The sequence below is a fragment of the Chthoniobacter flavus Ellin428 genome (genome assembly GCF_000173075.1).
In the GTDB taxonomy this organism is placed as follows: Bacteria; Verrucomicrobiota; Verrucomicrobiia; order Chthoniobacterales; family Chthoniobacteraceae; genus Chthoniobacter; species Chthoniobacter flavus.
The window spans coordinates 453443-473499 of sequence record NZ_ABVL01000003.1 but is presented as its reverse complement, the minus strand read 5'-3'; the positions used below and the strand labels follow the sequence as shown (position 1 = coordinate 473499).

20 protein-coding genes and 1 tRNA gene are annotated in these 20057 nt (G+C 58.9%); 7 read left to right on the top strand and 14 right to left on the bottom strand.

Annotated elements, in window-relative coordinates; translation table 11 throughout:
- Window positions 1-21: 21 nt before the first annotated feature.
- Complete coding sequence (locus tag CFE428DRAFT_RS07515) at window positions 22-2391, bottom strand: hypothetical protein (protein ID WP_006978892.1); 2370 nt, start codon at window positions 2389-2391, stop codon at window positions 22-24.
- Between the two features lie 337 nt (window positions 2392-2728).
- On the opposite strand from CFE428DRAFT_RS07515, the gene CFE428DRAFT_RS40340 reads away from it, so the two are divergent.
- Both CFE428DRAFT_RS40340 and CFE428DRAFT_RS37100 read left to right on the top strand, forming a co-directional pair.
- A complete protein-coding gene (locus tag CFE428DRAFT_RS40340) occupies window positions 2729-2857 on the top strand; it encodes a hypothetical protein (protein ID WP_272941098.1) in 129 nt (42 codons plus the stop codon).
- Between the two features lie 321 nt (window positions 2858-3178).
- Window positions 3179-3382, top strand: a complete 204-nt coding sequence (locus CFE428DRAFT_RS37100; RefSeq protein WP_131989908.1) for a hypothetical protein — start codon at window positions 3179-3181, stop codon at window positions 3380-3382.
- Window positions 3383-3451: 69 nt separating this feature from the next.
- Here CFE428DRAFT_RS37100 and CFE428DRAFT_RS07505 read toward each other — a convergent pair whose 3' ends face one another.
- The 10 genes from CFE428DRAFT_RS07505 to CFE428DRAFT_RS07455 all read right to left on the bottom strand — a co-directional run bounded on the left by CFE428DRAFT_RS07505 (window position 3452) and on the right by CFE428DRAFT_RS07455 (window position 11037).
- Window positions 3452-3664 (bottom strand): hypothetical protein, encoded by a 213-nt coding sequence (locus CFE428DRAFT_RS07505; protein WP_131989907.1) that lies wholly within the window; start codon window positions 3662-3664, stop codon window positions 3452-3454.
- 1020 nt (window positions 3665-4684) lie between these two features.
- On the bottom strand, window positions 4685-4903 hold the full coding sequence (locus CFE428DRAFT_RS07500) for a type II toxin-antitoxin system HicA family toxin (protein WP_006978889.1): 219 nt from the start codon (window positions 4901-4903) through the stop codon (window positions 4685-4687).
- Entirely contained in the window at window positions 4900-5121 is a 222-nt protein-coding gene (locus CFE428DRAFT_RS07495) for a type II toxin-antitoxin system HicB family antitoxin (protein WP_006978888.1), read from the bottom strand. Before CFE428DRAFT_RS07495 ends, CFE428DRAFT_RS07500 begins: the two co-directional genes overlap by 4 nt.
- 387 nt (window positions 5122-5508) lie before the next feature.
- Complete coding sequence (locus CFE428DRAFT_RS07490; protein ID WP_042724556.1) at window positions 5509-5772, bottom strand: sigma factor-like helix-turn-helix DNA-binding protein; 264 nt, start codon at window positions 5770-5772, stop codon at window positions 5509-5511.
- A gap of 4 nt (window positions 5773-5776) precedes the next feature.
- The gene (locus tag CFE428DRAFT_RS37095) at window positions 5777-6484 is read right to left on the bottom strand and encodes a hypothetical protein (RefSeq protein ID WP_131989905.1); all 708 of its coding nucleotides are present in this window, start codon (window positions 6482-6484) and stop codon (window positions 5777-5779) included.
- A gap of 547 nt (window positions 6485-7031) precedes the next feature.
- Entirely contained in the window at window positions 7032-7790 is a 759-nt protein-coding gene (locus CFE428DRAFT_RS07475) for a phage portal protein (protein WP_006978885.1), read from the bottom strand.
- 698 nt (window positions 7791-8488) lie between these two features.
- Window positions 8489-8878 carry a hypothetical protein gene (locus tag CFE428DRAFT_RS37090; protein ID WP_131989904.1) on the bottom strand — a complete coding sequence of 130 codons (390 nt, stop codon included), beginning with the start codon at window positions 8876-8878 and terminating at the stop codon, window positions 8489-8491.
- A gap of 350 nt (window positions 8879-9228) precedes the next feature.
- A tRNA-Cys gene (locus CFE428DRAFT_RS07465) sits at window positions 9229-9300 on the bottom strand.
- A 30-nt stretch (window positions 9301-9330) separates the two neighbouring features.
- On the bottom strand, window positions 9331-10002 hold the full coding sequence (locus CFE428DRAFT_RS07460; RefSeq protein ID WP_042724553.1) for a hypothetical protein: 672 nt from the start codon (window positions 10000-10002) through the stop codon (window positions 9331-9333).
- Between the two features lie 327 nt (window positions 10003-10329).
- Entirely contained in the window at window positions 10330-11037 is a 708-nt protein-coding gene (locus CFE428DRAFT_RS07455) for a hypothetical protein (protein WP_006978883.1), read from the bottom strand.
- Between the two features lie 272 nt (window positions 11038-11309).
- On the opposite strand from CFE428DRAFT_RS07455, the gene hemL reads away from it, so the two are divergent.
- The 5 genes from hemL (at window position 11310) to CFE428DRAFT_RS37085 (ending at window position 16918) form a co-directional block, all read left to right on the top strand.
- Window positions 11310-12593, top strand: coding sequence for a glutamate-1-semialdehyde 2,1-aminomutase (hemL, locus tag CFE428DRAFT_RS07450; RefSeq protein WP_006978882.1), 1284 nt, complete (start codon window positions 11310-11312; stop codon window positions 12591-12593).
- An 11-nt stretch (window positions 12594-12604) separates the two neighbouring features.
- Entirely contained in the window at window positions 12605-12877 is a 273-nt protein-coding gene (locus CFE428DRAFT_RS07445) for a hypothetical protein (protein ID WP_157447451.1), read from the top strand.
- A gap of 190 nt (window positions 12878-13067) precedes the next feature.
- The gene (locus CFE428DRAFT_RS07440; RefSeq protein ID WP_131989903.1) at window positions 13068-14414 is read left to right on the top strand and encodes a leucine-rich repeat domain-containing protein; all 1347 of its coding nucleotides are present in this window, start codon (window positions 13068-13070) and stop codon (window positions 14412-14414) included.
- Between the two features lie 247 nt (window positions 14415-14661).
- Complete coding sequence (locus tag CFE428DRAFT_RS07430; protein ID WP_131989902.1) at window positions 14662-16644, top strand: leucine-rich repeat domain-containing protein; 1983 nt, start codon at window positions 14662-14664, stop codon at window positions 16642-16644.
- A 106-nt stretch (window positions 16645-16750) separates the two neighbouring features.
- Window positions 16751-16918 carry a hypothetical protein gene (locus CFE428DRAFT_RS37085; protein WP_006978878.1) on the top strand — a complete coding sequence of 56 codons (168 nt, stop codon included), beginning with the start codon at window positions 16751-16753 and terminating at the stop codon, window positions 16916-16918.
- 144 nt (window positions 16919-17062) lie between these two features.
- Here CFE428DRAFT_RS37085 and CFE428DRAFT_RS07425 read toward each other — a convergent pair whose 3' ends face one another.
- The 3 genes from CFE428DRAFT_RS07425 to CFE428DRAFT_RS33205 form a co-directional block, all read right to left on the bottom strand.
- Window positions 17063-17596 carry a DUF4339 domain-containing protein gene (locus CFE428DRAFT_RS07425; protein ID WP_006978877.1) on the bottom strand — a complete coding sequence of 178 codons (534 nt, stop codon included), beginning with the start codon at window positions 17594-17596 and terminating at the stop codon, window positions 17063-17065.
- The gene (locus CFE428DRAFT_RS07420; RefSeq protein ID WP_006978876.1) at window positions 17541-17852 is read right to left on the bottom strand and encodes a hypothetical protein; all 312 of its coding nucleotides are present in this window, start codon (window positions 17850-17852) and stop codon (window positions 17541-17543) included. Before CFE428DRAFT_RS07420 ends, CFE428DRAFT_RS07425 begins: the two co-directional genes overlap by 56 nt.
- Before the next feature lie 181 nt (window positions 17853-18033).
- Window positions 18034-19890, bottom strand: a complete 1857-nt coding sequence (locus CFE428DRAFT_RS33205; RefSeq protein ID WP_006978875.1) for an FHA domain-containing serine/threonine-protein kinase — start codon at window positions 19888-19890, stop codon at window positions 18034-18036.
- Window positions 19891-20057 lie beyond the last annotated feature (167 nt).

Genomic DNA, 20057 nt, shown 5'->3' with positions numbered 1-20057 from the left:
AAGGGGCTGGGTAGACTGCAATTATTGCGCCGCGGAATGGGCGGCACGAAATTCCAATTTACGGATCATCAGGTCGGCGAAGCCGCCCCGCGCCGAACCAATGCTGAGCACGGAATTTTTGTCGAGGGTGACGCCTTCCGGCAGCGGCTGGACGAGGAACCATTCATAGTCGTCGGACTTCACCAGGAGCCGGCCATTTTCCAGACGGATGAGAAAAGAAACCGGCCGCTTGAGTTCGTCGCGTTTGCTGACCGGGTCCTCGCCGAAGCCGCGGGCCAATGAAATGCCCAAGGTCCGGTTGGCCTGTGTCCAAAATCGCAGGGAGAAGCTGTGTTGCTTTTGATCGTCGGGCGGCCCGCAGAAGATCGCGATTTCGGCCGGGCCGGGGCTGAACATGGTGAGCTCGCCGCGCAATTCCCATTGATCGCCGATCGGCTCCAGACGGGTGAGCAGCGCGCCGGATTTGTCGGGCTGAAACTGGGTGATCCCGGTGGCGGGGTTGGCCGTCCATTGCCCGCTCTCTTTCTTCCAGCCGGCCAGATCCGGCGGCGGCGTGAGAGATTGCCACGGCGCTTTCCGCAGGGCGATGATCGCCTGCAATTCCGCGATGGAATTCCGAATGTACTCCAGCGCTGCCGGGGGCTGGCCACCGATCTTCTGGGCGGCGAGCAGCTTTTGCAGGGCCTGCTCGGGCGCGCCCTCGTGCAGGTCTTGGGCAGCCGAGACGAGATCCTTGGCGGGGCCGCTCAGGGCGGCCATGCCGCCGACCCAGTGGCGAGGAAGATGCCAATCATCGACCGCTCTAGGGTCGACTTTGTAATTGAGTTCTTTCAGCAGCCTGGCCACGTCGTTGTCGTGCCCGGCTTTCGCGACCAGGACCAGCTTGGTCGAAAGCACATAGCTTTTCGACTCCGGGCCGTCGTGGGCCAGGTAACCATTGAACATGATATTCAGATCGCGCCAGGGCACGTCGTCGGAAGTGTAATAGCGGTCTGGATGGTCCCGCTCTTCGGCCACGGCGCGGACGGCCCGCAGCATCTGCCACGGCACGGCGGTGTCGAAACGCTCGGTGGCGAGACAGGTGCGACCGAAACCGAGCATCGCCTCTTCGCTGCCAAACCAACGGGGCAACAGGCCGGCGCGGAACGACTCGTAAGCATTGAGATCATCGAAGCGGTTGGCCACGGCCGCGTTGAAGCGCCGGCGCATCGAGATGAGGTTGGTCGAGCCGAGTTCCACGGTGATCAAGGCCCGCGTGGGTTCGGGTTCATTGGGCGCGAGCTTGTGGGCGCGCTCCAGGGCTTCGCGAGCCAGTTGCAGATGCTCGCTGAACAGCCGCCACTGCTCGCCGCTCACGCTATTTGCCCAGGCATTTCCGCGCGCTGCCCAAGCGCGATCGATCTCCATGCGGCCACGCACGGTGAGGGAAAACCACTCGGGCATGCCGGGGATCGACTCGAGCGCCTGGCAGACTTCATCGCCTTCCCGCTGCAAAACGCTGCGGCCCGGTTCCTGGGTAAAGATGCTCAGCCATGCTTCGAGCGCGCCTTGCTTCAGCGGTTGAGCGGTCAGCGCCGCGCGCAGCGCTTCCAGGCCGGCGGGATCGGCTTTGTCCTTGGGAGGTGGGCCCTCCTCGAACTCCGGACGCGCCGTTTCCGCGTGGGCAAGCCACAGGGGGAAGGGGGCGTAATTGGCATCGATCAGCGTTTTCGCGGCGGCGCGCATGGCGTCCGGGAAATCGGGGTCGTTGTCGCTGAGTCCGCGAACGAGAAAAAGGACCCACGGGTCGTCACAGCCCCGGCGTTTCAGTTCCGCGGCGAGCGGGCGCAGTTCCTCCAATCCGGGGCGCGGATAGGTGCCGCAGAATTCGAGCGCCATGCCGCGGATGAACTGCCGGGCGAGCTCGTCCCACTTCGCGTTGTGGTGCCCATGTTCCTCATAGGGGCGGACCATCGCTTCTTCGCCCCACGCCACGAGCAGCGGCCGCGCCTGCGCGGCGGTGGGGACGTTTTTGCCGTGGATGATTGGCTCGTTCGCCTGGACCATGCCGTCCGGCATTTTGAATCCGACCGGGCCGATCATGCCGTTCAGCGTCCGGGGTAACTGCGGTATGAGAAAACAAAAGACGGCGATGCTGATGACAGCAACGAAAATGGCGACCGGCCATCCCTTGCGGCGATCGAACAACACGATCGCTCCGAAAACCAGGGCCATGCCGGCGCCGCCGATGCCGATGAAGGCCAGCACCAGCCGCTGCCACGGCACTGGCACCCAATCCTCCGTAGTGCAAAGCGCGGCGGTGACGGCCACGGCGAGGATGGCGAAGACAAGGGAGACCAGCAGAAATCCAGAGATCCGCGCCGGCGGCAGAGGAGGAGGGGCAACGTCCACGCCCCTCCGCTATCGGGCGTATTTGCGGGCAACAAGGAAATTCGGCGATTCAGATCGTCACGACCCGGTAGCGACTCGGGTCTTGTTTCGCGTAATGCGCGAAAATACGTATACCCCCTTTCCTAAATAAACTTTTAATTGCGGACGGTGACAATCAGGTGTCACTTCTCGGTATGTCCTATGTTCCCCTCAGCATAGTCATCAGCCGCAAGCGGGCCAGCTTGCCCTATTGTCGTACGGCTGGGGAGCGAATTCGACTGCTCAGCGAGATCCGGCAACTTGCCGCCTTGCGCTCTTACCTCCTCACCCGGAAGCAAGGAGGAATCTCACTGTCCCCATGAAAAATCCATTCCGTCACCGCCGTCCCCAAAGCCGACGGGCCATCGTCCGGGCCGAGATCGAGCATCGACGCCTGATCCGCATGAGCCGCTCGCTTTGTACACGGCATCATTACCTGCTGCATTGAGTCGGATATAACCGCGGCGCTTTGCTGTCGCGCTCCGTAGCGCGTGGGTATCTCGCGCATTCTAGCGAATGCGCGCATCGTCGACGATTTGGCAGCTTCGCCAGCCGGCTGGCGGAAATTTTCTTCAGAAATATCACGCGGTTTCCTCCTGATCCGCCCGAATGCTCCCCGGACACGGCCCGCTCTCTGTGCGTCGCCCTATTCTGGTCCACTTTGTTTGATAAAACGTAGCGGAATGAGGCGCGTAATAGCTCGTAGAAGCCGTCGCCTACGCGTTTTGCGAGGCACATCCAAAGGCGCTGGCGGAAGCGAAGGCCGGGCATGAATCCAGACTCCGAGGGCCCAAGGCGAGTCCCAACATTTGACGTTCAGCGATGGATTGCCGAAGTCGTGCGGCGCAGCCTGGTGCAGGCCGGGGATATGCGCGAAGTGGAAGACAAATTAAAAGAGGTGTCCCAGCGCAGTGTTGAAATCACGCCGCTCGCCGAATCCCGGGATGACGACGAAGACCGCGGCGCTGCCTGAGCGGGGAAGCTTCATCAGGCTGGATCCGAAAACCATGCAGGCACCGTAACCGCGTAGCTGGTGAAAATGCTACCAGCGCGGGTGCGCGGTCATGTGTCGCACGGAGTCGGTCGCCCGATCGACAATGGTGACCGGTGTATCCTCGAGAACCATCATCGAGACGAAGTCGAGGGCATCCTCCATGGAGGGGAAGTTTTTCCGCTCGGGGACGCCCGCCTTCTGGAGAGCGAAGTCGGCCCGAGCCGGATCGCAGTAGAGCATGAGGCCAAATGGAGCTGACATAATAGAATCGATAAGCCCGGTCCGCGCACCCCGCAAGGGACAATTTGCGTATTTATGCGTAATTATTAGGACTATCGGATAGGTGGTGGACCGATCCGATTTGGGGTTTTGGAAATCTAACGGACTGGGAACGCCGACGTGACCTGCTTGAACTCCTCCATCGATGCTTTCGAATGGTTACCCTGCTCGCACCTGTGACCGGTCGAGAGCCCTCTGAAAAATCGGGCAACGATGGTTTGAATACACGCGTCGAAAGGGTATGAACAGGTGCGTTTTTTCCACACTCCGACGATGCCTTTTCTGCCGACCAATCGCTACGAATGGGCTCGATTGGCATTTTGCGCGAGCGAGACGGCAGTGATAGGGATGACTTGCAGAATGATTGCGCTTGAGGCTTCGAGAAGGGGATGGGAGCAACTTGATTTTACAACGGGTTTTTACTGCGCGTATGGGACGGCATTGTTGGCCCTCGGCATTAGCTCCTTTGCTGTCAGACGCTCGAATCCCGCATTGGCAAGGTTGGGTTGGATTTCGATAGGTGTTTTCGGACTGACGGTTGGCATTCAACCGCCAGTCTATTGAGTTTGACGCCAATGCGCTTTCGGAAATATTCGCCAATTGGAAAGGCCTTTTCTCTGAGCCATTTGGGAAGTGTTGGGAAGTCTATCAGACGTTCGGAGTCTCATATCTCGCCGTTTTGAATGCGGTGAACAAGATATGAGTCCTTTTCATCGAGAGCGGGAGGCGACCAATCGGTGGGAATGAGCCGCTGCCATATCGCGACTTCTACCGGAATATAGCCGAGCGCTGCTATCTCGGAGAGCTTAGCCCACCATGACTCACCGTGGCCAGTGAAGTGCGATCCAGTCTTGCCTCCGATGACAAGCGCTCCGCCGCGCTTGTCGCGGATGTAGCCGAGCGGAACAGGTGGAATTGCTGATGGATGCCTTCGCGCTTATGTCGCAATGACTGCATCAAGTGAATCACTGCACTCACACCTTCTTTTTGCCCAGTGTAATTTCACCGCAACGACTCGCAAAACGTTTCCACGGTGATTCCCGCTTGGCGTAGGATGTTTTGCAACGTGCCGGGCGCGATTTCGCCGTGCGCTGGCACGGTAACGGTGAGAGTACCTTTTGCCAGGCGAACGTGAGAACCGCGCTGGCGCACGACGCCGAAGCCAAGCCGCTGCAGCGCGCGGACGGCTTGCACGCCAGAAATGTCGCGTGGGAGCTTCACGCGGACCGCAAAAGCACCTCGCCCGCAAAATGCAGGCGAATGCGCGCGGGCGCTTCACCTTCCTCGAAATGGCAGGCCACCGCTTCACGGACATTGGCTCGCAATTCGTCCATGCTCCCGCCTTGTGTAGTGATGCCGCCTCCCTCCGGTGCATCCCACGAAGCGACGAGCACGCCAGAATCCTCGCACGGCGAGACATTGAAGGTGATTTCGCTCATAACTGACACTCTAGGCTATCCGCTGGCATCCTCAACAACGCAAATCGTCGGCGAATCCGCACATGCCCGGGGAGAGGCGGGGGTGGGAGTCGAACCCACTCATAGAGGTTTTGCAGACGCGTACTTTTTAGCCGTTTTTCGCTGCCGGTATTTGACATTTCGTATGTGAGCTTTGCATGTAATCGCAACCCATAAAAATGCCGTTTTACCTCGGAGAAACGGCGGAAAGTCAAAACGTAGAGGTATCAAAAACCTCCCACATCAAGCAGCCGAAATTATCGCAATCAGCGAAAGCCCTAAAATGCCCTGAAAAGCCCTGTTCTGCGTGAAATTTTGAGAAGTTTTGAGAAGTGGCGGGCAGCCCTCAATAAATGCTCTGGCAGGGCATCACACGCCATCCCAAGCGCCCTGTAGACCGTTGAGCCGGTCAACCTCTGCCAGCACATCCCAAAGCGGATGCTGTGGGTTGCCTTGAGCGATCTTGCGAAGCTTCCGAATAGCCCGCCATTCAATTTGAGAAATTGCCTGCTTGGTGCATCCACAGTACGCCGCAATTTCCTCATGCGTGCGGCACTGCCCCGGCTCCGTTACCGCGCCTAGAATCGCTAAGCCAAGATCAATGTAGGCTGCTCCCTCTTTGCTTACTCGCATAAGCTTAAAGCAGGTTGAGCGCATCCAACACCAGCCAAGAGCCATTGACGGCCAGCAGGTGTATTGCCTCCCATTGGTCTGCCACATACACCCCGTCTTTGCCTTCAATCTTCTGCCCACTTGAAGCAAGAGCCGTAAGCGTATTGCCTGACGTGTCCACCTTCTTAAACGTGTAGTCCCTGCCGTCTACCGTGCTGGCGTCTGGTAAAGCAAGCGTAGCGTTGCTTTGTGTGCAATCAATCACCCATAGACGCTTAGAATCTACCGTTAAAGTCTTGGTCTCTCCTACGCTTGGGGTGCTGTAGTCTTGGTATTGAATGGCCGTATCAAGTAGTACGTTGTTGCCATCGGTGGATACCGTTAAACCACTACCTGTAATGCCTACAGTACCTTCTAGACCGTTCAAGCTCATCACATAGTTAATATCCGTAACGCTTGAATTGATTACGCGGATGTTGAAAGGCTCTAGCGAATTAATCGTGCTGCCGTCAGTCCATGTGATGAAGCCTAGCAGGTTCGCTGATTGGTCATTGCCAAGAACAGCCGAAAGGGTAGGGGAGCACGGGCTAAACGTGAATGAATAAGGGTAATCTCCGCTCTGTGCTGTAACCGCTGTAACGCGCACCAGGCTTGTTGAATCATTGGGAGCGCGTAGGTAGAAGCCAAAGGCTGTAATAGACGGCGTAGAGCCATCTAGAAACGCCAGATTCACCGTATATGATTCGCCTTGCACTAACGTAAGGCGTAATTACCTTTGTGGCTGGTGGCGTCACAACGGTTATAGAGCCTTTCATTGTTCGTGTATTCTCAACGCAGAACGTAGGCACTTCAGCAGCGTACGTAAGCACTCTCAACGGTGCATCTTCAGACATCACACTTGAGGGCACCGGCTCTATCTCGGTGAATACCTCTGGCAATGTAATTACCATTGGCGGGGATTTCCTCACAAGCTCTGCCCTGGTGCCCTACCTTTCAAGCTCTACGGCTGCCAGCACCTATTATCCTTTATCCAACCCTAGCGGATATTGTAGAAAGCCCACAGGTGAAAACGTCCACCTGTGGCGTTTACGGCTGAAAGCAGGGCATCCTGATTAGCCATTAGATCGTACATGGCAGCCACGGTGTTATCATGCGTGGTAAGGGCATCGCTTACGTCGTCTGCCTGTGTAAGCACGCTAACGGCTAAAGAGCCCTCATATACATGGGTGCCGGGCTCAATCTCCTTAAACTTGCCCGCCTTCACCATGATAAGCGGCAAATCATATTCGCCAGGCCACGGCACCAGGGAAAGCCTTCTCTAGCCCAATGTTTGTAGGTGCGGTTGCTGCCTCGCCTGTTGTGGTTATGGGCATCATGTCGCCGAACATGCCTTGCTCGCCTGCCTCGCCTGCTTTGCGTTCAACAACGGCAGCAAGGGTGCTGTGTACCTTCACGGCTTTCTTTTCCAGTGCCAGAAGGTCTTTAACGTCTCTCATGGAGTTAAGACTTGCTGCAAAACTTCCGATGCCGCGTAGCTGTCCAATCTGCTTGTGTCGCATCAAGTGAATCACGCTGCCCGCTTCAATCTTCTGATACGAACTACCCGTGTAGATGTTGTAGGCTATCACCTTCCCGAAAGCATCGACGTAAAGCCCTTCTATTGAATCATCATTTTCATCGCCTGAGTGTTTCACGTTCTCCGTGGGCACCAGCATAAGCTGTGGGTAGCCACTCGGAGACTTGATAAGGACAATGAACACTTCACCGGCAATCAAAAGCTCTCTGACGATAAGCTTTTGCATTTCCCAGAGGTTGTAATGATTGCTACTTGAGCAGAAGGCGGTATTGCCCCATTGATCGAATAGCAGGGTGTTCACTTCGTTAAATGCTGCGTCTGTGGTGGCAGCGTTAGGGAATAAGCCAGCACCAACACCGTAGATTTCTGATACGGTAATCCATCGGTAAATTGTCCGCTCTGCAACGTCGTAGAGCTTCGCGTAGTATCCCGCGCTGTGCTGGTAAGTGGGTGTGTCTGACATTTACCCACCGGGGCAATGTCAAAAGCTTGCGAAAGTGCTGCCATGATCGTAGGGTTTCTTAATTGCGCATGAATGAAAGGACACGTTAAATGACAGCAGGTATCTTTTTCTTGGCAGCCGGGCTTGTTATGGCCATAGGTTCACAGTGGGCCAAAAGGTCTTTAGACGATAAGACTAACAGCTTTCAGAACGGCTACCTTCTTCTCGGTCTTCTAACCGTATTTGGGGCGGGTATTGGTGCAGCTCTATTGGGCGTAGCAATTCTTATCGTAGGACAATTGGCTAAAGCATAGGGAGAGGGATAATGTACCATGAACACTTCCCGAATGGCTTTAATAGTTCTGGTAGTGTTGCTTATAATCTATCCTTTATCAATAGGGCCAGTTACCCGGTATCACTTGGGTAATAACCCAAAAGAGTATAAAGCATATTCTTCGGCGATTGATTTTCTCTACAAGCCTCTATGGCTTCTCAATCATGTGCCGGGTTGCGAAACTACAGTGCAAAGGTACGCAATGCTGTGGCTTTCTCAGGAAGCTATAGAAAGCTACGGCTTGCGCACCAACGGGCGCGCTTTGCATGGATGGCATTGACGTTTAGATTTTAAAACCTTGCCCGTTCAAGTTTCCCAAGCTGGCTCGTTAACCCCAGGCAGAGAACAACTTAGAAAAGATTCCTTCTGTGCTATTAGAAATCTTTCAGTCTTCGAGCACTAACTTTCGTAGCTCTACTATATAGTGGAACATCCAATACCCAGCTATTAACGGAATCCAAGTAGCCGCAAGGAGAGCGAGAGCGAATAAAATGCGTGACCATCGGCGTTGCGAAACACCGGAAATCATAGCACCCAACGCGCAAGCACCGCCGACTAAAATTGAGCCGAAGCCTGCAAACCCCAGTTTAGCGGCGGTGGACATCGGGCGGATTTCCGCGCCCGGTAAGAAACGAGCAGTCCCACGGTAAAATTGCCATTCGACAATGATCACATACAGCAGAGCAATACAAATAGTGCCCTGCGCAATACGAGTGCAATAAGTGTAGGTGCGTTCTTTCGTGTTAGCTGTTTCTGAAAGCGGTGAGAAAAACACGCGTTGATATTGTCATAAGGGCGCGGGGTAGGCCAAGCTCTATTTGCTCAGTTTTCTCACAACTGCTCTGCTGCTCTTTTACTTTCTGCCGCGTGGAATTACTCAGGCAGCCTATACCCCTTGTGTACGTTTCGTTTCTTGGTGAGCACCTTGTATAGGTGGCCTTGGTCTTCCGTGCATCGATCTTCCAGCCGTTCACTCCGTTTGCTCGCTTTGCTGTGACTCTAGGCCAAGTAGCCCGTGCGGGTTTCGCTTTCATTTGAGAAGCGTAAACTTTTGAGAACTATTTGAGAAGTCCGTTTTTTCCGCTGCTTCTCTGAGTCTGTCGTAAGTCTCTCAGTATCAGAGAGAGGCGGGGGTGGGAGTCGAACCCACTCATAGAGGTTTTGCAGACCTCGGCCTTCCCACTTGGCTACCCCGCCGTATGGTCGTGAAAGGACGGCTTTTGTAGTTCAGGTAGGGCAGCCCGTCAACAGGGATTTTTCTCTGTATTTTCCTCCCTCTGGGAAGTGTGGGCAGCCAGGGCAAGCTCTCTGTGGAAGGGCCTGATTGAAGAGCTTAGCCGTAGGCATCTGCTCGCCAGCTTCAAAGCTGTAGAAAGGTACTTCGCGCTGTCTCAAATGACCCTGACACTCACCTTCCGCTTCGTGGTATAGGTAGAACATCGTAAATGCCCCGCCATCGCTGTTTTGTTTCCGTGCCACATGATGACTAGGGCTATGAGGGATAACGCAGAATTTCAGCCCGTTAGAAGCAAGGCGGGCATGCGTAAGGTAAAGGTCTTGTGTCCCTCTGCCAGCGTAGCCGGTAAAATCGAGGTATTGCAGAGCTTTCTTGCTGAATAGGTTGTTGCCCATCGGTAGCCAGTCAGAAGGCAGCACAGCACCTTTGCCAATGGCAGGGTAAGCCCATTCAAGCCATCCACGTTTACGCCACTTCTCACCGTTCAACTTGAAGGCATGCCCTTTGGGTGGGTGCTTCTTTACCTCTGCTTCTAGCTTCTTCATTTCTTCCAGCCAATCGCTAGAAGGCGTACCGCTAGTGTGCTTGGCACGGTGCTCTTTGAGCCGGTCGCGTAGATCGTCAGGCAGTGCTGTCTCTTCTTCAGTCCAATTTTCGGCCACTCTTCGCGGAGAATTTCGGTGGGTTGCATAGTCTGATTGTCAATTTTTCGTCAGACAGACGGCATGTAGATTTGGCAACGCGAGAAAGCCAAGTGCCCGCGAAGGCTGATAGATACAAGGTCTGCGGTTGGTTGCATTGTCGGATTACTACTCGCTTTGCAGACCTCGGCCTTCCCACTTGGCTACCCCGCCGTGCGTGAGGGAGAGGGCAATAATCGAACTTCCGAAGGGCGTCAACCGGCAATGCACAGAAAACATTCGAAACCGGCAGACGACGCCGTCTTTTCCGGGTAACGAGCGCGCTTCCGCAGCGGCGGAAAGTGCCGATCAGTAATTCACCGCAAACGGCGCGGAGACGATCTTCGGCTGCGCGCCTTTCTCGATGCTGCCTTCGGTTTGCTCGAGCGAACTGACGAGATTATTGGCAAAGGTGATGGCGAGTTTGCCGGTGGGCACCTTGATGTAGGTGACGGTGCTCACGAGGTTTCCTTTGAAGTCGCGGCCGAAGGTTTCCTGCGGGACGCTCTCGTAGCGGATGAATTCCCAGACGTCCTGGCGTCCGCTGGCATCGACGTGCGAGGTCTTCTTCGTGGGTTTGCCGAGCGCCTGCTGGACTTCCTCGAGCGTCATGTTGATGGCGACCTCGTTCCTGGCGATGAGGGCCCTCACTTGCTCGAGTCGCGCGGCGTTTTGCTTGAGATTTTCGACGAAGTCTTTCTTCAGCGGGTTGAGATATTTCGGATCCACCCAGCCGGCGACCTGCCCCTGTTGGGCGACGCCGCGCACACGGTAGGCTTTATCGGTGATCGCCTGAAGTTCGACGATCTGGCCCTTCCGCAGGGTGCCGAGATAGCGCCCCAGGTCATTGTGGTAATAGATTGGCGCGTCCGCGATGGTGGCGAGGCGCGCGGGCTTGACCAGCAAGTCTTCGAGGTAAATGGCCCCTTCTTCGCGAATGACCGCACCGGAGATTGCGCCGCCGTACGCAGAAGCACAAAGCAGGAGCGCGGCGAAAAGGATGGGGAACGCTTTCACGGGAGCAGGGTAGCGCGAATCGGGAAAAAAGTCGACGAGGTAAATGGCAGACGGAGAAGCGGCTGCGGATATTCAATTGGGGCCGTAGCAGGGCTCCTATACTTCCTATTCCTCCTATCATTCCTATCGGCAGAGCGTACCGCTGCTGCGGATAGGAGGAATAGGAAGAATAGGAAGAATAGGAAGAATAGGAACTATGGGAGCCTCCAAAATTGGATGTTGGATGTTGAGCGTTGGATGTTGGATGTTCTGCCTTTCTTCCGCCCTCCCTTATGTCCGACCATTCCCGTTCCCAAAGTGCCTTCGCCGAAGCCCGCCGCTACATTCCCGGCGGCGTCAACTCGCCTGTGCGAGCGTTTCGCGGGGTGGGAGGCGAGCCGTTTTTCGTCGAGCGCGCGGAAGGCGCCCACATCTGGGACGTGGACGGCAACGAGCTCATCGACTACGTCGGCACGTGGGGCCCGGCAATCCTCGGACACGCGCCCAAGGCGGTGCGCGACGCGATCATGGAAGCGGCGGCCAAAGGTGTGAGCTTCGGAATTCCGAATCCCTACGAGGTGGAGATGGCGCGGACGATTTGCGAGTGGATCCCGTCGGTCGAAAAGGTGCGCATGGTGAACAGCGGCACCGAGGCGACGATGTCGTGCATTCGGCTGGCGCGCGGTTTCACCGGGCGCGATCTCATTGTGAAATTCGAGGGCTGCTATCACGGCCACGTCGATTCCCTGCTCGTGAAGGCCGGCAGCGGCGCGCTCACCCACGGACAGCCGGACAGCGCGGGCGTCCCCGGGGCTTTCGCGGAACTTACCATCACGCTGCCCTTCAATGACGCCGCGGCGCTGAAGACGCTCTTCCAGGCGCAGGGGAGCAAGATCGCGGCGGTGATCGTCGAGCCGGTGCCGGCCAATGCAGGCCTCTATCTGCCGCGTGAAGGTTATCTCGAGACGCTGCGTCAATTGTGCTCCGAGTACGGCACGGTCCTGATTTTCGATGAAGTGATGACCGGCTTCCGCCTGGCCCGCGGTGGCTATCAGGAACGCTGCGGCATCAAGCCCGACCTCACCGCGCTCGGCAAGGTGATCGGCGGCGGCCTGCCTGTCGGCGCCTTCGGCGGGCGCGCCGATATCATGAACCAGCTCTCGCCGGAAGGCCCGGTGTATCAAGCGGGCACGCTCTCGGGGAATCCGCTGGCCATGGCCGCAGGCCTGGCGCAATTGCGCGAGATGGAGCGCGTGAATGGCTGGGCGAAGCTGGAGGAACTCGGCGCGGAATTCGAAGCCGGGACGCGCGCTGCTTTGAAAAAGGCCGGGCGCAATTACGTCTTCCAGCGCATCGGCTCGATGTTCTGTCTCTACTTCACCGAGGGCGAAGTCTGGAACCTCGCCGACGCGATGCGCTCCGACAAAGCCGGCTTCGCCCGTTACTTCCACGCGTGTCTCGACGCGGGCGTCTACTTTGCGCCATCGCAATTCGAGGCGGGCTTCCTGTCGCTCGCGCACACCCACGCGGATCTCGAGAAGACAGCGGAGATTGTCACCGGCGCGCTCACGGCCTGAGTATGGAGGGGTTGACCTTCACCTGTCCCATCTGCGGCGCCGATGTGCCTCGGCGGGCCAAGGCCTGCCCGGAGTGCGGGGCGTGTGAAAAGTCGGGCTGGAGCGAGAACCGGCATTTCGATGGCTGGGATTTGCCGGGCGAAGGTCACGGCGACAACGATTTTCACCGGCCGCGCCTGCTCGGCGGCCCTTCGCGGCAAACGCTCATCCAACGTCTCTGGTTCGTGGTCGCGATCATCATCGTGGTCGCGATGGCTTGGATGACATTGCGGGGATTGTGGTGAGCTTGGGGTGGTAGATGGCAGACTGCAGACTCCAGGCTGCAGATGGGGCCATGTTAAATTTGGGCGCGAATCCAAGAGTGCGCTTGTGAGCGCGGGCGGTTGGGCATAAAGCGGTGCCATGCTGGACTCCTTCCTTTCCCGTGTCCGCCCGCTCGTTTGGTTGTCAATCTGTGGTTCGGTAGGTGCCGGGTTGATCTCACTCCCACTCACTGCATCGGCCGTTTCCGATGCGCCCCCGCCTTCGATTCACCTCTCGTTGGAGGCCACGCCGGGCAAGCTCCCGCAGCAGCAAATCCTCGACAAGCTCTTCGCCCTCGGGGCGTCGGTGTGGATCAAGAAAGGCCAGGACGCAGTGGTCCAGATCAAATCGTCCGCCGAAGTCGCCGGGCAAAAAGTCGCCCTGGTCCGCGTGGAATTTCCCGCGCAGTACCCGGACGAAAAACCGCTGGCTGCTGACGATTACGCGATTCTGGATTTCCTGACCGATCTGCCCGAGCTCTCGCTGAGCGGCGAGCAGGTGAGCGACGCTGTGCTGGAGAAGCTGCGGACGTTTCGCCTGTTGGGCAATCTCACCCTCGCCAACCTCAAGCTATCCCCCGCAAGCCACAATCTGCTGCTCGCCTTGCCGGAACTGCACGAGTTGCACCTCATCGCCACGGATACCAACGACCAGACGCTGAAGACGATCGTTCAATGCCGCAAACTCAAGAGTCTGCATCTCGATACGTTGCCGATCACTGATGACGGCCTGGCCATCCTGACCAAGCTCCCACTGCTCGAAGAACTGGAGCTCAGTAATCTCGAAAAGCTCGGATCGCCGGGCTTCGCGCATCTCGTGGACTGTCACGGACTGAAGTCCCTCTACGTTTCTGGTTTCTCCATTCTCTCCGGCATGGTGGAGAACATCGCCCGCTGCAAAAATCTCGAGACACTTTCGCTCCTGGGCACGGAGTTGAAGGATGCCGGGATCGCCCCGCTCAGCGCGCTCACGAAGTTGCACTCGCTCGATTGCAGCGGTTCCGGAGTCAGCGGCACGGCCTTCGCCGCGTGGCCGGTGCGTTCGCAACTGACCTCGCTCAATCTCGACCGGACGCCCGGGGTGGACGATGCGATTTGCAAGAATATCGAGCACGCCTTTCCGAAGCTCGAATATCTGAACGTGAAGCTGGCCGATTCCGGTTTCACCCCGGCGGGGGCAGGGATTCTTGCCCGGCTGCACAGCTTGCACACGCTGAATCTCGGTGGTGCGGGTATCAACGATGAGGTAGTCGCGCAGTTGGCGCGCAACGATGCTCTCAATATGCTGGCCATTCCGATGGCGCAGCTTTCGGAAAAGGGCGTGGTCGCGCTGGCCAAAATCCCGCATCTCAATGAGCTGAGCCTCAACGTGCCGCCGGTCACCGACGCCGCGGTGAAGGCCTTCGCGCGCTGCAAGGAATTGAAGACGCTGAACATCGGCAAAGATGCGGCGTCGGATACGGAACTCAAATTGCACAAGGTGCTGCCGCAACTCATGTTTACCCAGGCCACGGAGTAGGGACTTGCACGGAAGGGGGATGCGGACGTAAAGGCTAGGTGTGCTGGATTACGTCTCCCTCCTCCCAGTTCAGGCACCTGAATCGCGCCGCGAGCCGGTGCGTCTGCGTACCTGGTGGTGGGTCGCATTCATTCCCGTCGCCGTGGTCGTCGGTGCGGCGGGGGGATGGTCTGTCCGGACGCATCCCATTTTGTTGTCTCGGGGTCTGGCGACTGCGCCGGCCACGAGCACTCCGGCACCCGCACCTTTGTCCTCGGAGAAACACATCGCCGCCCTCCCGGTGCCAGCTCCGGCGCGTCCCATGGCGAAGGAACCGCCTGCACCGGTGGCGCTCCCGCCCACTTCCAAACCGCTGGCCGCCCGGGCGCCAGTGGCCCCCGCCGCAGCCATACCGGCGGCAACGCCTGCACCGGCGCCCGCAGCACCCGCCGTCCCAGCGGCGCCCACGCTTTCCGCGGATACCGCGAAATGGATCGCCTCCATGGACGCGCAGTGGCGGGCGAGTTACCAACGCGATGTGGAGGGACCATTTGAGAAAGGCCTGGTCGAATTGCGCCGGCAGCATTACGTGGCCTTGGGAAATCCGCTCGCGGCGGCGAAGAAAGCGGGGAATGACGCTGAGGTCGCGATCTATACCGCCGAGCGTGACATCGTCACGAAAGGCAACAATCCGCCGGCGACCGATGACGATGCCACCCCTGCCGCGCTCAAGCTGGCGCGGGCCAATTTCCGCTCGCAGTTTTCCCGCCTCGACCACGAGCGCTTCGATCGCGCCCGCGTCCTTTTTGCGAAGTGCGAGGATTTGCTGACCAAGGCGCAAGCCAAACTCGGGCAGCGCCAGCTTTCGGAAGACGTGGCGAGCGTGCAGCGAGAGCGCGACACACTCCGTCAGGAATGGCTGCAGCCGCCCGCCGTGGTCTCGACCGCGCTGCCCCCGGCCCTCCGAGCCACGCCGGCGCCGACGAAGCTGACCTCGCAGCAAATCGTCACGAAGCTCATGGAGGTCAACGCCCTTGTCTATGCGAAGCACGGCAAAGGCGAATCGGCGGAAATCAAGTCGGCCACCGAAGTGGGGGACAACGAAAAGCTCACCTTCACGCGAGTCGACTTCCGTCCGAAGAAGCTGGATGAAACTCCGCTCACCACGGCGGACTACGCGATCCTCGATTCGCTGAGCGAAGTGCCGGAGCTCACGTTGAGCGGCACCGCGGTGAAGGATTCGGTGATGGAAAAGCTGCGCCCCTTCCACACGCTGAAAAGCCTCACGCTGAATGGCGCGAAACCATCGCCGGCCGGCTACGCGGTGCTTCCTTCGCTGCCGGAATTGCGCGACCTGCAGTTGAATGACACCGACACAAAGGACGAGGCGATGAAGACGGTCTTCCAGTGCCGCAAACTTCAACACCTGCGCCTGGCGAATCTCACGATCACCGACGCGGCGTTTGCGGACATCGGCAAGCTCACCGCGCTCGAGGAGATCGGGCTGACAGCGCTGGACAAGATCGGCTCGCCGGCCTTCGCGCACTTCCCGGAGTGCCGCGCGCTGAAGCGCGTTTATCTCGGCGGCTTTATCGTGCTTTCGGGGATGATCGAAAATCTCGGCAAGTGCAAGGATCTCGAAGCGATCACCATGCCGGCCGCCGGGCTCAAGGACGCCGACGTCGCGCCGCTCGGGACGCTGATGAAATTGAAGTCACTGGATTTGAGCAACTCGGCAGTCACCGGTGCCTTCATTGATTCCTGGCAGCAGCATTCGCAGCTCACCTCGCTCAGTCTCTCCAATGCCGCCGGCGTGAACGACAGCACGTGCAAGGAGATCGAGCATACCTTTCCCAAGCTGGAACAGTTGACGGTGAAGATCGCCGCTTCCGGCTTCAGCTCCGAGGGAGTGGCGGCGCTGGCGCGGCTGCGCGCCTTGCGCAGCGTGCGTTTCGAGGGCGATGGGTTCAACGATGACTGCGTTTCGGAACTCTCGCATTGCGAGACCTTGACCTCGCTCTCCATCGTCAAGGCGCAACTCACCGAAGCCGGTGTGGTGGCGCTGGCGCGCTATCCGCACCTCGCGGATTTGAGCCTCAATTATCCACCGATCACCGACGTGGCGATGAAAGCCTTCGCCCGCTGCAAGGATTTGAAAAACATCCGCATCGCCGGCGATGCCGAGCCGGACACCGAGGTGAAGTTTTTGCGGAATGCTCCCGGGATCACGGTCGTTCGCCCGGAACAATAGGCATTGCGCAGAGACACATCCGCGCGGTAACATGCCGGCGAAAGATCATTCGGCGCGAGGCTACGTAGTTAGTGCCAGGACCATTCGTCAGTCACTCCTAACTACTATGAAAACGATTCTTTTCCTCACTTTGCTCGCCACCCTGGCTTTTGCCGGTTGCTCCTCGGAACCTTCGAACAATCAAAACCCGCGCCGCACGTTCAATGCGGAGACGGGCAATTACGAGGGCCCATCGCCGATGCCGCGTCCGAACGCGCCGACGAACGGTCGCTGAGCGGCTTTGTCGCGTCGGTAGTCAGCGGTCGGATCGTGGCCACCTATTAAATCGCGCGAGGCTTGGCGCGACAGCGTTTTGGATTGCGTCTGTCCTCCGGCGCTTTTGGGGTCATCTCTCGAAAGCGGTAGAGGACTCTCAGCATTACCCACTTCTTCCCTGGACAGTGAACGAGCGCAGTCCTGGAGGGACGACGGAATTTAGCCGGTGGCGAAAGCCACCGGAATCGTCCGTTTTCTCTGTAAGGCCCCGGAGGGGCGCGGGACGCGACAACTCCTTCTTCTTCTTCTTTCCGCCGCCCCTGCCGGGGCGAGTCGTGGAGAGGGCGAGTTCCGGTGGCTTTCGCCACCGGCTAAATTCCATGGTCCCTCCGGGACCGCCAGCCACTTTCGCTGCCCCGATCACTTCGGCGCGTCGACGGGCGCAGGCTGCTCCAATTTTGCCGGTTCCGCGGGATTTTGCCGGCTTCTCCGATTTCACCGGCTTGTCCATGAAATCGGCGAGCCGTTTCCATTCCGATTCTCCGACCTGGCAGACGAGCGTCTCGCCGGTGACCAGGCGGGCTTCGCCTTTCACCGCCCGCAGGGAACGCAACACTTCCAGCGTGACCGGGCCGCGGATATCATTGCTGATGTGGTAGAGGGAATTGCGCTTCGTCCCGCTTCTTCTCCGCGGCATCGGCCACGCGACCGGCTTCGATGGCGATGCGGGCGACGAGCTGGATGACCTCGGCGGCGGCGAGATACAGGATGCCGGCGAAGATCAGGCCGCCCACGATCGGCAGCGCCACGATGAGGCTGCCGGCGTTGGATTTGAATTGCATCGCGGCGCCGACGATCACGGCCACAGCGGCGAGCAAGGTGAGACCGCCAAAGATATTCAGAATCAGCGCAAGGACTGGAACGGCGGGGACGGGGCGATTGGGGGAGCTCATCGGTGGGTGAGTTTCCAGAAATCGGCGCGGTGGTAAATGCTGGATTACGCGGAAGGGATCACCGGAGGGATGCGCTCCTGCGCGTTCCCATACTGGAGGCAGAGGTTGCGGGCAGAGGTGACGGATGCCCACCGCCTTCGCCCATGGAAGGGGGGGACGTGCGGGAGTGCATCCCTCCGGACTACCGCGTGGTCGCGGCGAGGGTGCGGAAGATCGCGGCCTCGGGACGGTTCTGTTGCTGTGCGAGGGTGGCGAGTTCGCGGAAGGTTTCCTTCGTCAGAGCGGTGCCGTCGCCATGGTTGGCGAGGATTTTTTCGTCGAGGGCCAGGCTGTCGCGCGCGAACGCATCATCCGGCTTCCGGGCGAGGGCATGGTGATAGGCGCTGACGGCGGCGGGAATTTGCAAATCGGCGGTTAGTGCATCGCCTTGAAGACGCGCGTAATCGGCGTTCTCCGGTTCGAGATCCACAGCGAAGGCGATCTTCTCCACGGCTTCACGGGTCTGGCCGTGATTGAGAAAATTGCGCGCCTGTTCAGCCAGCGCGGGAGCCGCGGCGCGCAGGCGCAGCAAGGTTTGCTCCGCTGTCCGCCGCTCGCGCTGGAGCTGCGCGACGAACACCGCGAGCAGGGCGAGGATGATGACAAAGCTGCCGACGAGATAACGCTGACGCCGGAGCAGGAGCAGGCCTTGTTTCACTTTACCGGCTTGCTCCGCGGTCGTGGCAAAGCCGGCCTGGTAGGCCTGAATGTCGGCCTGCAAGTCGCGGACGGTCTGGTAGCGATTGGGGGCGCTATTGGCCATCGCCTTGGACGCCACCGCGGAAAGGGCATCGGGGACTTTGCCGTGCGGCAGATGCGGCAGGCGCCGGCTGCCCTGGGTGGCGTTGCGCGCGGGCTGAAATTCACCCGCAGCGACCTTGGTCATGATGTCACGCGGGCTCTCGCCTTCGATGGGCGGGCGCAGGGTGAGCAGGTGATGCAGGATGGCGCCGAGCGCGTAGACATCGGTGCGGACGTCGAGGTCATCGTGTTGACCGTAGGCCTGCTCGGGCGCCATGTATTGCGGGGTGCCCAGCACATTGCCGCTGCGCTTTTCCTCGGCGTGCAACTCCTCGCGCACACCGGTGCGGATGATCGAATGGCCATCGTAGCTGAGCGCGAGATTCGAAGTCGGGTCGAGGACCTTGGCCAGGCCCCAATCCATGACCAGCACTTCGCCAAAATCGCCGACCATGAAATTCTCCGGCTTGAGGTCGCGGTGGATGACGCCCCGGCTGTGCGCGAAGGCCACCGCATCGCAGACCTTCTGGAAGATGGTGAGGAGTTGGGGGAGAGGATGATTTTTCACCGTCTCGGGCTGCGCCTCGAAGAGGTCATCGATGATCTGGCGCAGCGTCCGGCCGCGCACGTATTTCATCGTGTAAAAGACCTGCTCCTTGTCATCCACGCCCAACTCGTGGACGGGGACGATATTCGGGTGCTCGAGCTGGCCGGTGATCTTGGCTTCGGCGATGAAACGCATCAGCTCCGTCGGCTCTTCGCTGTCGAGCATCACCTTCATGGCCACCTCGCGCTGGATGGTCACTTCGCGGGCGCTAAGCACGGAGCCCATGCCGCCCTGGGCGATGACGTTGCCGGGTTCGTATTTTTTCTCGTGGAGAAATTCCGGAGGCAGCAGCTTGCGCAGAGCCTCGTGCCGTGCCCCGATGGAAAGGGCGGCGGCGGCCGGCGCGGGCATCTGCCGGATTTCCAGGGTCACGCTGGGCCCGAGCATGATATGCTCTTCCGGCCGCAGGACGGTGACCGAGCCAATGCGTTCGCCGTTGATGAAGGTGCCATTGGCGCTGTCCAGGTCTTCGATGAGACACTCGCGCTCCTTGATGGTAAGCCGGGCGTGGGCGCGCGAGATGAGCGGCGTATCGATGCGGATATCCGCCTCCACGCCGCGACCGATGACGTAGTCGCCGGGGAAAAACGAGCGCACCTCCTTGTGAGCATCCTTGCGCAGGATGGTGAGGTGGGCTTGAGGCAAGCTCATGACAGGCGCTACGTGAATCCGCCCGGAAGCGTGGCCTTGAACGCGAATGCGGTCAAGTGTCCGCGGGCCGTCCCATAGCTCCTCTGTCTCCTCTTCCTCCTATCGGCCCGCCAGGAGGGATAGGAAAAATGGGAAGAATGGGATTTTCTCGCTTCGCGCCGGGCGAC